13 protein-coding genes are annotated in these 13,981 nt (G+C 73.4%); 6 read left to right on the top strand and 7 right to left on the bottom strand.

The window, feature by feature from the left end; all coding sequences use genetic code 11:
- Positions 1 to 2,634 precede the first annotated feature (2,634 nt).
- Positions 2,635 to 3,273 carry a hypothetical protein gene (locus tag ACWCRA_RS14220; protein ID WP_451067698.1) on the top strand — a complete coding sequence of 213 codons (639 nt, stop codon included), beginning with the start codon at positions 2,635 to 2,637 and terminating at the stop codon, positions 3,271 to 3,273.
- A 670-nt stretch (positions 3,274 to 3,943) separates the two neighbouring features.
- On the opposite strand, the gene ACWCRA_RS14215 is transcribed toward ACWCRA_RS14220, so the two are convergent.
- The 3 genes from ACWCRA_RS14215 to ACWCRA_RS14205 all read right to left on the bottom strand — a co-directional run bounded on the left by ACWCRA_RS14215 (position 3,944) and on the right by ACWCRA_RS14205 (position 5,709).
- Entirely contained in the window at positions 3,944 to 4,240 is a 297-nt protein-coding gene (locus tag ACWCRA_RS14215; RefSeq protein ID WP_451067697.1) for a hypothetical protein, read from the bottom strand.
- Positions 4,241 to 4,365: 125 nt separating this feature from the next.
- The gene (locus tag ACWCRA_RS14210; RefSeq protein ID WP_451067696.1) at positions 4,366 to 4,833 is read right to left on the bottom strand and encodes a hypothetical protein; all 468 of its coding nucleotides are present in this window, start codon (positions 4,831 to 4,833) and stop codon (positions 4,366 to 4,368) included.
- Positions 4,834 to 5,442: 609 nt separating this feature from the next.
- Positions 5,443 to 5,709: a hypothetical protein gene (locus ACWCRA_RS14205; protein WP_451067695.1), complete on the bottom strand. Its 267-nt coding sequence runs from the start codon at positions 5,707 to 5,709 to the stop codon at positions 5,443 to 5,445.
- A 209-nt stretch (positions 5,710 to 5,918) separates the two neighbouring features.
- Here ACWCRA_RS14205 and ACWCRA_RS14200 point away from each other — a divergent pair, with 209 nt between their 5' ends.
- Together ACWCRA_RS14200 and ACWCRA_RS14195 are read left to right on the top strand one after the other, a co-directional pair.
- Positions 5,919 to 6,497: an LPD29 domain-containing protein gene (locus ACWCRA_RS14200; RefSeq protein WP_451067694.1), complete on the top strand. Its 579-nt coding sequence runs from the start codon at positions 5,919 to 5,921 to the stop codon at positions 6,495 to 6,497.
- A 159-nt stretch (positions 6,498 to 6,656) separates the two neighbouring features.
- A complete protein-coding gene (locus ACWCRA_RS14195; RefSeq protein WP_451067693.1) occupies positions 6,657 to 7,337 on the top strand; it encodes a hypothetical protein in 681 nt (226 codons plus the stop codon).
- Positions 7,338 to 7,373: 36 nt separating this feature from the next.
- On the opposite strand, the gene ACWCRA_RS14190 is transcribed toward ACWCRA_RS14195, so the two are convergent.
- The 3 genes from ACWCRA_RS14190 to ACWCRA_RS14180 form a co-directional block, all read right to left on the bottom strand.
- Positions 7,374 to 8,270, bottom strand: a complete 897-nt coding sequence (locus tag ACWCRA_RS14190; protein WP_451067692.1) for a hypothetical protein — start codon at positions 8,268 to 8,270, stop codon at positions 7,374 to 7,376.
- Positions 8,271 to 8,785: 515 nt separating this feature from the next.
- Entirely contained in the window at positions 8,786 to 9,412 is a 627-nt protein-coding gene (locus ACWCRA_RS14185; protein ID WP_451067691.1) for an RNase H family protein, read from the bottom strand.
- Positions 9,413 to 9,499: 87 nt separating this feature from the next.
- Positions 9,500 to 9,919, bottom strand: coding sequence for a hypothetical protein (locus tag ACWCRA_RS14180; protein ID WP_451067690.1), 420 nt, complete (start codon positions 9,917 to 9,919; stop codon positions 9,500 to 9,502).
- Between the two features lie 954 nt (positions 9,920 to 10,873).
- Between ACWCRA_RS14180 and ACWCRA_RS14175 the strand changes: the two genes are divergently transcribed.
- Together ACWCRA_RS14175 and ACWCRA_RS14170 are read left to right on the top strand one after the other, a co-directional pair.
- Positions 10,874 to 11,152, top strand: coding sequence for a hypothetical protein (locus tag ACWCRA_RS14175; RefSeq protein ID WP_451067689.1), 279 nt, complete (start codon positions 10,874 to 10,876; stop codon positions 11,150 to 11,152).
- A gap of 12 nt (positions 11,153 to 11,164) precedes the next feature.
- Complete coding sequence (locus ACWCRA_RS14170; RefSeq protein ID WP_451067688.1) at positions 11,165 to 12,268, top strand: helix-turn-helix domain-containing protein; 1,104 nt, start codon at positions 11,165 to 11,167, stop codon at positions 12,266 to 12,268.
- Between the two features lie 4 nt (positions 12,269 to 12,272).
- On the opposite strand, the gene ACWCRA_RS14165 is transcribed toward ACWCRA_RS14170, so the two are convergent.
- A complete protein-coding gene (locus ACWCRA_RS14165) occupies positions 12,273 to 12,911 on the bottom strand; it encodes a hypothetical protein (RefSeq protein WP_451067687.1) in 639 nt (212 codons plus the stop codon).
- 677 nt (positions 12,912 to 13,588) lie between these two features.
- Here ACWCRA_RS14165 and ACWCRA_RS14160 point away from each other — a divergent pair.
- A complete protein-coding gene (locus ACWCRA_RS14160) occupies positions 13,589 to 13,975 on the top strand; it encodes a hypothetical protein (RefSeq protein WP_451067686.1) in 387 nt (128 codons plus the stop codon).
- Positions 13,976 to 13,981 lie beyond the last annotated feature (6 nt).

The raw sequence follows: 13,981 nt of genomic DNA, 5'->3' as shown, positions 1-13,981 counted from the left end.
ACGCGTCCGTCGCAGTGGACGGTGATGTGGTGGGCTCCGGGGCTCAGCCGGGACGGCGGGCGCTAAAGCGCTTAAATTTTGGCCTTTCGGCCAAACAAATACCGCCCGGGAATTCCCCGTTGGGGAATTCTTTGGTGGTTTATGTCGGCCCCTTTCGGGGCCTTGTTTGGCGGCTTTTAATTCCCCCGTTGGGGGAATTCTTGGTTTGTGGTGGGTTTGAATTCCTTCGGAATTTTGTTTTGTGGTTTGTGTTTTGGGGTTTTGTTGGCCCTGTCGGGCCTTTGGTTTGGTGTTGGGTTTTCAGTTCCTCGCCTTCGGCGAGGTGTTGGGGTGGGGGTGCCGCCCGTTCCGGGCGGTTGTGGGGGTGTGGGCCCTGTCGGGCCGGGGTGGGGTGTGGGGGTGTCAGTTCTGGTGGGTGGGAGCGGTGCTGGGGGGCTGAGGCTGGTTTGGGTGTGGGTTGGGCCCTGTCGGGCCTGGGGTGGGGGTGGGCCGGCAGGTGGTGGTGTCGAGAATTGCAATATTCCGAGTCTCGGCGTGGGGGGGGGTACGGCTGGCCATTGGTCAGGGTTGGTGTGGTGGGGGTTGGTGTGGTGGGGGGGCTCGGTGGTGAGGGGTTGGGGTTGGGGAGAGCTGTCCTCTCGTGGTGAGGGTGTATCTGTCTTCGGGTTTCTCTGTCGGTGTTGAATTGGGGTGGCTGGGTGGGGGTTGGGGTGGGGATTATCGGGGTGGTATTCCTGGGGTGGGTGCTTCTGTTCGTCTTCTCTTTTCCGCCTCGGGGTGGAAAGGTGGGTTTCTGGAGGGGAGTGAATGGGTGCGCCTTTCGGTGCTTTCCGGGGTGGGTGTGAAAGAGGTCCGCTCGGTTTTGGGTAGTGGTTTTCGTTGGTGGGCGGGGCTCGTCTCTGAAGGGGGCTCGAATTTTGATTATCGCGGTTCGATGGATGTGTGGACTGGACTCTCCTGAAATAGGTGAATTCCGGTGTTGTTCGTGGGTGTGGAATGCGGATGGGGCGCGGTGTCTGCGATTGGCTGCTGCTTGAAAGTGGTGGTGCGCCCGTTGGGCGCGGTTGTTCAGGGCCGGGGTGAGGCGGAGTCGGGGGTGGCGGGTTGGGGTGCGCGGCACCCTGGTGTTCGGGACGGGGTGTGTACGCGGGTTCCGGGTGTGAGGGTGGGTGCGGGGGGGCTCGTCGAACACGTCGGGGCGCGGGGGCTGGTGGTGTTCGTGGCGCGGCCGGGTACGGGGGTGGGCGGGCCGTTCTCCTGCTGCGGCACAGGCACGGGTGCGGGTGCGGGTGGCGGCCGTTTGCCGCCGGTCAGGGGCGGGGCGGGGGTTGACGGTGGCGGGGTCTGCCACGGGGTACGCCGAGACGCCGGGTGCCCTCTGTCCTGCCGGTGCCCCAGTCGCCGTGGCCGGCCGTACGGGGCGGTGCGGGGGTGGTGTGGGTGTCCTGGCACTCCCCCGGCCCTGCGGTGGTGCAACCCCGGTGCGGGGCCGCCGTTGGCGGCGAGGTGGGGAAGGGCTTCTTGTCCTTCTCCTGGGAAGCCGATCGGGTGCCCGGACGCGGACCAGCCGGGCGCCCCCGTCCGAACGGGGGTGCGGATCGTCCTCGAAGGACCGGATGAGGCCCCCTGGGGCGGCGGCGTCAAGGCCGCGGACGGGGAGCCGGTCGACCTGGCCGCAGTCGGCGCACCGGTGAGGTCGGCGCAGCAGGGGGTCGCGGGAAGAGGGTCCTCGTCGGCGGGCTCACCGCGGCGCTGCGCGGGCCCGGCTGAGCGGCCGTCAACCGCACAGCGCGCCGGGTCCGGGATGCGGGCGAGCCTGGGCAACCGGATGCCGGCAGGGACTGCCGACCCGTACATCCGCCCGGTGCCCGCCGGGGAAGAGGAGGTCACCGGGGCGCGGCGGGTATGGCGGTTGCCCGGGAGGAGTCGCTGTCGGGCCAAAGGAGCGCAGCACAGCCGTCATTGAGCACGACACGAGGGGGCGCGGCCCGAGGTCGAGGCCCCGGGGCCGGGGCGGACTCCGTGGACGGCGGCCAGGGCCAGCCCGCCTCCCGCGCCGGCCAGCCGGGAGGCGGCAAGGGAGCGGTGCGGGAGTCGGCTGTCCGTGGCGGGCCGGAGAGAAGCCTCCGGGGTGCCAGTACCGCTCCTGGATGCTCAGCGCCTCCGGACCGGGATCCGTCCGCAGCCGACTGTCCGTGGCAACTGCAGCTCGCACGGACGCGAGCAGTCCCAGGGGCATCACGGGGGCGACAACCGGGCCCACCGGACACGGCGGTGCGCCCGGCGGGGGACACCGCAGCCGGAGGAGGTCCCTGGAATTTCCGGCTCGACTCCGGGCAGCGCTTTCTGAAAAAGGGAACAGGAACCGGCCTTCCGGATAACGGGAAAAAATTCTTTGGGCAGGTAGATAATTTCCCTCTCAGGCATCAGATGAATTCTTGCTTCTTTGGTTCTTTGAGTGCGACCTCAGAGACAAGGGGGCCCGCCGGGTGCGGAGTGCGCTCTCCCGGCGGCACGAGCGCCCCCCGGGGCCGAGGATGGCTGGATCTCGCCGGTCGATCGGGTGGGGTGTCAACTCGGTTCGGCGTAGCGTGTGTTGAGCATTGCAATATACGAAGACCCGGCGGAGGGACCATGGCCCGGAGTCCGGTGCACCCGGTGTGGATCGCCGTCGGCAAGGACGTGCCGGAACAGGTCCGGGCGGCCGCCGACGAGCACAAGACCCTGCGCGTGAAGCTCTCGGCCCAGCCGCGGTGGAACACCCGCCAGCTGCCCCGGGGCCAGGCGGCCGAAGTGCGGGCGGCGTGGCGGGCGGAGGTCCGGCGGCTGCGCGCCGAGGGGCTGCTCCTGGACACCCACGACGCGCTGATCGAGTACGGAGTCCGCGAGGAGATGCGCGTACGGGGCTGGGACCGGGACTGGGATCCCGCGCCGGAGGAGGCGTGGGACCAGGGCCGCTGGCCCGGCTCCCGCGACCACGGCTGCCCCGGCCGGCTCCCCGCACGGCTCGACGCCGTGCTCGTCGGGCAGGTCGTCGCCGCCTGCTGGCACACCTCCTCCCCCGCCATCCGGGCCATCCGCGCATGGCGGGACGACCATCCCGGCATCACTCCGCCCCGCCACCACCAAGACGAGGAAGGGGGCGGGACCGGGAAGGACACCGGGCCCCTCGCCGCGTACGAACACCTCGCCCGGCAGATCACCACCACCGGCACCATCTGGCGCGCCGGCGTCACCCACGGCCTCCAACAAGCCGCCGTCATCAAGAACTGAGCCGCAGGCAGCGGTACCGCGGGCTGCCGGGCGGTGCGAGGCGGGGCTTGCCGGCGCGGAGACGGCGGGGGCGAGGCCTCGTTCACCGGCTGCGTGCCAGCGCCACAGGGCCTCCGCGGCGTGGAGGGTGCTGCTCCAGGCGGTCTGACGGCCGGCGCGGCAGACACGCCGGGCAGGCAGCGGCACGTCACACGGAACCGGCCGGCGCGGCCGGGTGCCGTACGGGTGAGGCGTACGGCGACGTCCGCCTGGTCGCGGGTGACCACCACGAGGCCCGCCACCGTATCTGTCCGGACCCAGAGCCGGCCGTCGAACCGGACGCGGGTCTGGGCGACCCACCGGCCGAGCTGGTAGACCGCCCCGACCTCGGCGGCTGTCCCCTGCTCGGGGTAGTTCTGCATCATGAGGTCACCGCGGCGGACATGCGCAGGGTCGGCGGGGCGCAGCAGCGCGTCGGCGGGGACCTCGTCGCGGACGCGGTCGGCCGGCTGGGCGGGTTCGGCCTTCCACACGCCGGGGGCCTGCGCGGGCGCCATCACCTCTCAGTACCCCCGCCGGCCTGCGACGGCCGTGATGTCGCCGGGCCGGAAACCGCCTCGGGGGACCTCGTCGCGGGCCGCGAGGGTGCTTGCCCGGGCGGGGTGGGGCGCGGCGGGCTCGGCCGGGTTCACTACAGGACGCTGATCAGGTAGTCGCCCGCCGGGATGGCGCCGGTGCACGCGAGGTGGTGCATCAGGTCGTCCAGGTCCGGCTCGTAGGGGCCACCGTCGCGCCACGCGCGGACGGTGTCGTCGGCGGAGCCACAGTGGTCGGCGTCGACACGGACCGTGCAGAGGGTGTCGGAGCAGGCTCCGAGGGCCGCGACGACGCTGTAGGGCCGTCCGCAGTGCCGCCCGATGAACTGCTCCAGGTCGGTGTGGTCGACGCAGAGATACGTCATCGCGGTGGTCTTGAGGGTTTGGGTCATGGGGAGTTGGAGTTCCTTCCGGCCCGCCCGTTCGCCGTGGGACCGGGCGGGCTGTCTGCGGAGCGCCGCCCGGCAGGCCGGGCGGCGTGAAGCATGGCAGTGCGGGTCGGGGTACGGCTGGGTGCTCAGCCCTTCTCGTCGTCCTCGTCGTCCCGCGTCCAGTGGGCGAGCGCCGCTTCGACGGCTTCGTCCGGGCCGGGTGCGTAGAAGGTGTCGCAGTAGCGGCTCCAGTTGTCCTCCTCGGGCAGGAGGGCCCACTGGGCGTCCGTGACAACGACGTTCCGCAGGCAGGCCGCGACCATCCACTCGTCGCCGCCCTCCGTCTTGAAGGCGACCACCGTGTAGGGCGTGCGGTTCTTCAGCTCCTGGAGGATCGCGGGGGTGGTGACGTAGTGGGAGCCGTAGCCGCTGCGGACGAGGGCCCCGGAGCGGATCATGGAGAGTACGAGCTTGCGGTACTCGCCGGTGCGGCCGAGGCGCTCGACCTCGTACCGTCCGGTGTACTCGGGACGGTGCCCGGCGGCGTGGTACATGGCGACGACGACGTCCCGGATCATCATGGGCGTACCACTGTGGTTCAGGGCGTCGATCACGGCCTGCTGCTCCAGCGGCGGGTGGCCCGGGATGGCGGGCTCGTTGAGATGCAGGGGATGTCCTTCTCAGATGGGGCCGTGCGGAGTTGGCCGATGCGGGGACGGGGCGAGGGGCGGAACCCACACCCTTGCGACTCTTAAAACTATACAACACCGAAAAGGGGGATGGGAGTCTTAAGAGACATCACCCGCCACCGCGGCGACCGGCGGCAGCACGTCCGCGCTACCCCGGACCGGGAGCCGCGCACCTCCCGTACCGCTCGGCGCGGGCACCCCGGAACGCGAGCTCGACCGCCGCGGCACGGGAGGCGCGGGCGAAACGCCGCCCAGGGCACCGGCGGGATCGGGCGAAGGGGTGCGCCGCCGGGACGGGGAGGCCGAGCTGGCGAGACTCGCAGGGGGCCGCCCGTACGCCCCCGGGCGCGTACGCCCTCGCCCCGCCCAGAGCAGCCTGACCGCGAACTCCTGGACGACGTCGCAGTGCCGGGGCGGCCTGCCCGCGCGGCGGCCCGCACCGAGCCGCACCCAGTCCGGGGTGGCGAGCAGTGCCCACCGGCCCGGTCCGGGGCCGCGCTCGGCGAGCCGGGGGCGTTCGCCCCCGGCCGGTTCTCAGCCCGCCAGCCACAGGCCCGTGACCCTGAGGTGTTCGCGGCCCTGGGGCGTGCGGTTCAGGGCGGCTGCGGCGCGGTTGCGGCCCGCGTTGTCCCTCAGTTCGCGGGCCATCTCGTCGCCCTGCTCGCGGGTGAGGCCACGGGTGTACCCGGCCCCGTCCTCACAGCCGCGGGCCACGCGGTCCAGGGCGTCCGCCTGGTTCTCCAGGTAGGCCGCGTACGCCTCGACGGCCTTGTCCACATCTCCCGCATAGCCCGTGCTCATCGGATCTCCCTGATTCCCTTGTTGACTCTTAAGACTCTATCAGCGCCCCGGCGGTCAATGCAAGCCTTAAGGGCCGAACCGTGACGCGCGCGCAACCTCTTTCCGTGGACTTTATGACTCTTAAGGCTTGCATTGACCGAACGACTCTTGTAATGTCTTAAGAGACATTAGGGCGGGAGTTGCCCGCCGAGAGAACCGCTGGAGGAACCGTGACCGCCAAGACCGCCGACATCGCCGACGCCGCGTACCTCGCCCTGCGCCTGCCCACCGGCACCCGGGTCACCTACCACGGCACGGACCGGGCCTCCCACGGCCAGTGGACCGTACAGCCCTGCGCGTGCCGCCGGTGCACGACCGCGGCGTACCTCGGACTCCCCGCCCGCCGCTACGAGCTCTACACCGCCGACGGCCGCCCCGGCCCCCTCGTCCACGTCCGGCACACCTCCGTCACGCCCGTGGCCGGTGAGGCCGAGCGGAGCGAGGCAGTCTGCACCCTGCCGCCGAAGCACGCGGCGGCGCACCTGCGCGGAGAGCTGCGCCGCGCCTTCCCCGGCGTCAGGTTCTCCGTGCTCACCGGGCGCGGCAAGCACTGGGGGACCCTTTCGGTGACCTGGAGCGGCGGCCCGGGCCGCACGGCAGTGGCCGCCGTAGCAGCGCCGCTCCTCGCACAGTTCGGGCCCGGCGGCCGTCACCTTCCCCGCCGCATCAGCGTCAGCGTCGCCGGACGCGCCCACCACGGGATGCCGCTGATCTCGGCGGTCACGCTCCACCGCGCGCACGCCTCCTGAGTCCGCCGCCCCGGGGCGCGCCCGCGCGGACGGAGAAGCCGGGGCCGGGCGGGTGAAGGTCTCCCGCCCGCCGTTCCCGCGCCCGCCCGCGAGCCGTTGAGCAGCCGGACAGCACGGGCCCCTCCCGGGCCCGCCCCCTACCGTCCGGGCGAGGCAGAGATGGGACGCACCGAGCAGAACGGACCGGGCCGGCCGCGGGAGACGCACGAGTGGTTCGGCACCGCCTTCCACTCCGTGACCGGTATGCACCATCTCGACATCCGGCGGTCGGGCAACGGAGTCCTGGTCACCGCCGCGCCCGCCGAGATCGACGGCGCACCGGGGCTGTGGCAGCTGCGGCTGCGCAGCGACGACGAGGGGCAGGGCCTGTCCGCGCTCGGCTCCGCGCTGGCCGACGGCCGGGCCCATGTGCTCGGCGAAGGCGACGGTCCCGCCCTGCTGTTCCTTCCCCATCACCCCGACACCGGCATCGGAACCCTCGCCCGCGTCCGCCCCGGGCCCGGCCCGGACGACGTCCGGACCGAGCGCCAGGCGCAGCGGCCGATGGCGCTGTGGGCGGAGGCCGGCACGAATCTCCTGGCCCTCCTTCCCTTCCTCGACCAGGACGCCCCCTGCGGCGTCTGGCCGCCGGACGGCTTCACCCCGTGCCCGGGGTGCGCCCGGCCCGTCTACGACAGCTCCGACATCGCCACGGTCCTCGGTCCGCCGTTCCCGGTCACCGGGCTGTGCCGGCTGTGCGCCGACGGCACCACGCTCCGCTCGGTACGGGCGGCCGGCGCGCTCGTACCGGAGCAGCAGCGCGCCGTGCTGGAGGCCGTGTCGGCCGTGTTCCCCTCCTGAACCGCGCACCGGGCGGGGGTGCAGGGCTGCCGGGGTCTAGGGTTCGCCGCCGAGGGTGTGCAGGCGCTCCAGGAGGGCGCGGCGCTGCGTCTGCTCGCGTTCGAGGAGCGCGGCCAGGACGTCCATGTCACGGTGCGCCTCGATCGCGTCGCGGAGCACGCCCGCGAGGACGTCGGGCGGCAGTGCCTCGGCCTGGGTGGTGGCGGTTCCGGGGAAGGAGCGGCGGTCGGCCGGCTTCGGGGGCGCGGTGGGCAGGCGGTGGTCGGCGATCTGCTGTTCGGTGACGGCCAGGCGCTCGAAGACGATCGCGGTGTGCGGGGCGTCGGCGGCGGCGAAGGCGGTGACGTCCTCGGCGAGGGCGCGGTACAGGTGGAGGCCGCTGGGGTCCCAGTCGGAGACCACGAAGACGCGGACCGGGCGGCCGTCGGCGGCGGCGCGCAGGGCGGCGCCGCGTTTGCCGGGCAGGCTGCTGAAACCGGAGCCGGAGTAGACCGGGACGCCGTACGGGCCGGCGACGGTGACGAGCTGGGGGACCATTCCGGCCGTCTCGCACCACGCCTCCAGCCGGATCTCCTGGCCGGTCTGCCGGTCGAGGCGGAAGTCCTCGGCGGCGGCGAGGAGCGCGGCGCGGAAGCCGGCGGGGCCGGTGTAGGCGGCCGGTTCCGCGCTGATCGCGGTGTCGTCGCGCAGCGCCTCCCAGGGGAGGCGCCCGGAGCGGCGGGCCATCCCGAGGACGTCCACGAGCCGCTTGTAGGCGCGTTCCTCCTTCACCAGCACTCCGTCGGAGACCAGGGCGTACCAGACCTGCCGGATCGTGAGCGGGAGGTGGTCGCCGTAGCGGTGAAGGACACCGTCGACGGCGGCGAGCAGCTCCCGTGTCGGCGCCCGCGGGCGCCATCCGGGCTGGTAGCCCCGGGGCCGTCTGTCCGGCATCGCGGCCTCCTCGGCGGCCCGGGGGCGGGAGGGACGCCGAGGCGTCCTTCTCCAGGATCGCCCCCGTGCGGGCGGTGCACAACGCTGCGCCCCGGAAGGAGCGCAGTGGGGCGGCTCCCGTACGGGGGCGCAGCGAGAAGGGGGCGCGCGTCGGCGGGGTGCGCCGTGATCACCGGCGGCCGGCGCCGTCCTTTCGGCTGGACGGGGCCGCGGCGGAGGCTCTACCCGGCGGCCCTGCCGCTGCGGGCCCCGGCGCGGGCTTCCCCCGGTCCGTCGGGAGAAGAGGCTGGCTGGCCCGGAGGGATGCGCCGTGTGGTGCTCGCGGCTCCTCGGCCGCTTGGGGCTCCGGCCGCCCGGGCCGCTTCGGTCAGTTCCCACATCTCGTCACGGAAGACGACGACCCGCTTCAGCGGGTCGGTCGGGTGTTCCACGGCTGTTCCTCTCGGCGCGGACGGGACGTGCCCACAGGGTAGTCAGCCGGCCGGTCCGGCGGACGGGGGGCGGGACGCCCGGGGTCACCGGCGGAAGTCGGCCAGGGTGCGGTCGGCCCACAGGGTGACCAGGCGGGGCAGTTCGGTGCGGGGGACGGTTCCCCTGAGCGTGCGCAGGCCGAGCTTGGCGAGCGAGTCCGCGACCTCGTTGAGGGGGTGGCCCGCGTGGGCCTTCTCGTGGGCGAAGGTGATCAGGGGTGCGTGGAGCTGCACGCGGTGGCAGAGCTTGACCAGCGTCGGGGCGTTCCCCTGGAGGCGCGTGGCGGTGCTGTATCCGGCGGGCATGTTCTCGCCGCCGCGCTGCCAGGCGCGCAGGAACCTCAGCGCGTCCGTGCTGTCCACGCGCACCTCGACACTCTCGCCGGGGTGGGCGTGCAGGACGGCGCGCAGTCCGGTGTCCACGGCGCGCAGCTCGGCGACGGCGGTGCGGGAGCTGCTGTCGGCGAAGTGGCGCGGGTAGCGGTGGGCGTGGAGTCCGGCGTGGCCGCTGGTGGCCAGGTAGCCGGAGCTGACGATTCCGTGCGAGACGGAGGCGTCGGTCGCGACCACGAGCGGTCCGGGGGCGCGGGGGACCGCCACCTTGATCTGGACTCCCCGGCCCTCGGCGGGGGCGGGGGACGGCGGGAGGAGGTGCGCGGAACGGCGGCTCATGGTCGGGCTCCTGGTCGGGCGGCGCAGTGTGCGGGTGCGCCGCCGGGAGTTGAGGGTGCGCGGGACCGTCACGGCCCGGGCGGTGGGTCAGGACGCGGCGGGGGCGGGGAGGTAGGGGCCACGGAAGCGGGCCGGGATCGCGGCGGCCGGGGCGCCCTCGGCGGGCAGGCCCTCACGGGGGCCGTTGCCCGCCGTCAGCCACACGCTCAGGGCGATCTCGTCGGTCGCGGCGTCGCGGGCCTCGCGGGAGCCGTAGGCGGTCACGAAGACGTCGCCCTCGATGTAGTGGGCCAGGCCCCAGAGGACGTCGAGGACGTTGTAGTGCGCGATCACCTGGTACGGCCAGACGCCCAGGTCCCATCCGTCGGCGCCCCAGACGCCGACGGCCTTCCAGCCGGGGGGCAGGTCGTGCATCCAGGTGTAGCCGTCGCCGGTGTGGTCGTCCTGAGGAACGGACGGCAGGGCGTCGGCGGGGAACTCCTCGCCGGGGTAAAGGGGGTGGGACATCGGGGGTCGCTCCTCAAACCTTGATGACTCTTAAAACTATACATCGAGATCGCGGGGGAATGCAAGCCTTAAGAGACATTCGAAGGGGCGGTTCGCCCTGCCCCGGACGGGCCGGAACACAGGGCCCCGGCATGAGCAGCCACTGCGGCCTCCCTCCCGTCAGGGGCCGCGAGCAGCACCAAGCCCGGGACGTGGCGGGGCCGGGGAAGGGAGAAGGCACCCGGGCCAGGGGCTCAGGCCCGCGGACGGCTCGACGAGGCAGTGGGTCCGGGCGGGCCGTGGACACGGCCGGTCTCACAGCCGGGCGGAGAAGGAGGCCGGAGCGGAGGCCGGTCCTCGGCGAACCCGCCCGGCCGGCCCTGCGCCGGGGTGCAGCGGTACCGGTCGGCGAAAAGGGCCTGGGCCGCGGAACGCGCCGTGCCAACACCGAGCGCGGGGTGGGCGAACCGAGCGGGTGCGGCACCGGTTCGGCGCCGCACCCGGCGGTGCAGGGCACGCATCAACATGACCTGCCGGGATTCCCTGTGACAGCGGTGGTTTGCGACCAGTAGCGGCTCAGGGACTGCCGCCGGCGCCAGGGCCGGCAGCAGGTGATGCGCATCCTGGGCGGGGTCCACCCACGAGTCAAGGCAGGCTGGAACACCGGCGATCCCCGGCCCCGGGACACGGTGGCCCGATGTCCTGGATTCGCTGGCAGCAGCGGCGCACCAGGGTCGGCCGCCTTACCCAAAGTTCCGGGTAAAGCTCTGGAACGCCGCTGATCCCCCGCTTGCCCAAACCCCGCATACAGCGCTCGGAGGCAGGGCGGGTGGAGCCGCCGCCGTGACATGCTGCTGCGCACCGGACCCACAACGCAGCATCAACTGCCGTGGATTCTCCGGTATTTGCGACCAGTAGCGGAAGACAGGCCCGCCGCCCCGGCGGCGGCGGGCCGTTCACTCAGGAGGTTGTCCCATGGCCGGCAGCAGCATGCCCTCTCCCGGCGGTCCGGGCCCGGAGCGCCCCGCCCGCACCGCACCGACCGCCGACGGCGGCGCCCGGGCGACCGTCCTCATCGCCTTCCCGCTCATGGGCGGCATCCTGGCGTGGTCGGGCATGGCGGTGACCGACGTGCTCACCCTGCTCGGCGGCTGCGGAGTCATCGGCGCCGCGACGTTCGCGCTCGCCGGCGGCGGCCGGCGTCTGGCCGGCACGCTCGCCGCGGCCGCGGTCCGCGCCGCCGCGGACAAGTAGAGGAGGCCGGTCATGACCCGGCCGACGGCACGGCCGACTCACGCGCGCGTCCTGCTCGCCGACTGCCTGGCCGGCATCCGCCGCAGCGCCGGTCTCACCTTCGCCGAACTCGCCGCCGCGACCGGGCGTTCCGTCCCGACGCTCAAGCGCGCCGCCGGGCGGACGGCGCCCGTGCCGAAGGAGGACACCGTCACCGCGTACGTCCGCGGATGCGGCCAGGACTCCGCGGCCGAGCAGGAAGCCCTGCGGCTGTGGCGCCGGGCCCGCGCCGCGGAACGCGGAATCCTGCGCGGCCTGCGGGCGCCCGCGCCGGCGCTCGTACGGAACCGGGCCGACCTCGCCGCCGCCCTGGCCGCCGCGTACGAAGACGCCGGTGCCCCGCCGCTGCGCGTGCTCCAGGAGCGGGGCGGGCGCGCGGGCGGGGTGCCCGTGCTGCCGCTGACCACCGCCTGGCGGGTCACACAGCGCCGGTGCCCGCCCGGCAACGCCGAACAGTTCGAGGCGTTCCTCCGCGGCTGCGGCGTCACCGAGGCGTCGATGCCCGACTGGCGCGAGGCGTGGAAACGCGCCACCGCATCTCCCGCCGCCGGCGACGCCGTGGTGCGACTGGCCGACCTGCGCGGCGGTCACCACGGCGTCTTCGGCCTGCACGATCTCGGCAAGGTGAACCCGGCGTTCCAGCGGATGCTCGCCCACTCCGACGTCTCGCTCGTGGAGAGCGTCCTCGAAGCCGGCCTGGTCCAGGTCGCCGCCGCTCGCGCCCAGCGCAACGGCACGACCGCGGACGGACCGGACATCATCTGGCGCGTGCCAGGCGGGAAGACGGTGCTCGTCGAGGTCAAGAGACAGAGCGGCGGCGAGAATCCCAGTGCCGGTCTCTCGCCCGTGCCGGCCCCCCGCGGTCCAGCGGGCGGCCCGGGGCAGGGCGTGCGGCGCGAGCCGCGGCCCGCGGCCCAGCGGACGAAGACGGAGATCCTCGCCGCTGCGGCACGGGACCGCGAGAGGTCCCGCCCGTGCCCCGTCCCGCCCGCCGCCCGCACACCGCCGGTGCCGGTGCCGGGCGCTGACCCCCGGCCCGCCGGGCATCAGCGGGCGCGGACACCGGTCAGCGGCTGAACCATCAGCCGGTGGTACCGGGGCCGGTGCCGGAGGTGTCCTCGAAGTCGTCGATCAGCCGCCGCAGGTCGCCGGTGCGCCCTTCGGGGTGGGCCCTGAAGGCTTCGCGCAGGAAGGTCTCACGCCGTACCTGGGCGGGCCAGTCCGGTTCGGGCCAGGCGGCGATCGACGTGCGCAGCAGCGCGGCGAGCTGGCGTACGGCGCTCCGGCCGCGGGCGTAGAGGGTGTATTCGCCGTGCAGTGAGCCGCCGGACGGGCCGCCGATCTCCACACCGGGGTAGGCGCGGCTCATGCGCTCGGCCATCGGCGTCCGGGACCGTGCGATCACGTCGCCGAGGCCGGACGGCGTGCCCTCGACGGCTTCCAGCGCGAGGCACCACAGCCGGGCGAAGTCGCTCGACTCGCTGGCCCCGGGGGCGGAGCGCAGCGCGGCACACGGGATGGGCGGGTGGGATCCGGTCAGCGTGACGACGGCCGCGCGCATGCCCCGTACCCGCAGGTGAGCCGCCTCGATCAGGGCCGTCAGGTCCGGTTCGACGTCCGCCGGGTCGGCTTCGACGGCCTCGCCGGAGCAACCGGCCCGGCGCAGCGCGGGGGCCGCGAGGTCGGCGACGAGCCGGGCGCGGGGAGTCAGAAGGGTCACGCGTGCCTCCAGGTTCGGCCGGGGAAGGGCGTTCGCCCCGGCGTTTGTCCGCGCCGGGGGCGGTGCGCGCGGGCCGCCGGGCGGATGGAGGAGAAGAAGGAGGCGTCCCGCCCGCGCTTCTCGCGGGCGCGCTCGCGTCCGTGGTCGTAGGAGCGGGGATGGTGTCCGGGGCAGCAGCCGAGGCGGCGCTGGCCCTGGCGGGTCGTCATTTTCCGGTGCACGGGTTCTCCTTCGGCAACCAGGCGGCGCGGGCGGGGGTACGGCGTCACGGCCGAGGGCAGCGGCATTTGCGGGGAGAACCGCCCCGGGCGCCCGGGGCGGGAAGCCCGGCGCGCCGTACGCCACGGCTCCGGAAGGGAACCGCCTCTCCTGCGGTCCCGGGCGCCGGTCATGTGTCCGGACCTGGCGCGGGACCGCCCGGGAGGGACGAAATCAGCCGAACCGGCCCGCACACCCCTTATGACACTTAAGACTATACCGACGCCACCTCCGGAACGCGAACCTCAAGAGGCGCCAAACGGGGAGTTCGGCGAGCGGGACACAGGAGGGGCCCCGCGATATTTGACCCTTAAGACTTGCATTGACGGAACCCTTGAATGTGATGTCTTAAGAGACGAAAGGGGAGGGGTTTCCCGCTCCCGGCCACCACCGCGCCCGCCGTTCAAGGAGTTGTGCCGATGACCCGCAGCAGCACCGACCTCGCCCTGCGCTCCCCGTTCCCCGCCGTCCCCGGCGGCGCCGGCCTCGGTGTCCGCGTCACCTACCCCGCAGGAGCCCCCGACGGCTGGTCGGCGGCGCTGCTGCGCCTGCCCAACGACTACACCGTCGCCGTCGTCCACTCCCCCGGCCGCCGCTGGGCCGTGGCCGAACGCCACTACGTCGTTCCCGGCACCCGCGTCGCCGACCCCCGGCCGCTGCTGATCGACCCTCTCACCCGTGTCCCCATGCCCGGGGGCATCGTCTTCGACTGGAGCGACGGCCGCGGAATCTCCTCCGTCCTGCGCGCCCTGGCCCGGCTCGACCGTGCCCCCGACCACTTCATCGGCGTCACCCGCCCCGCCTGAACCCGC

The sequence above is a fragment of the Streptomyces sp. NPDC001889 genome (genome assembly GCF_053594535.1).
This window is presented reverse-complemented; position numbering and strand designations above follow the sequence as displayed.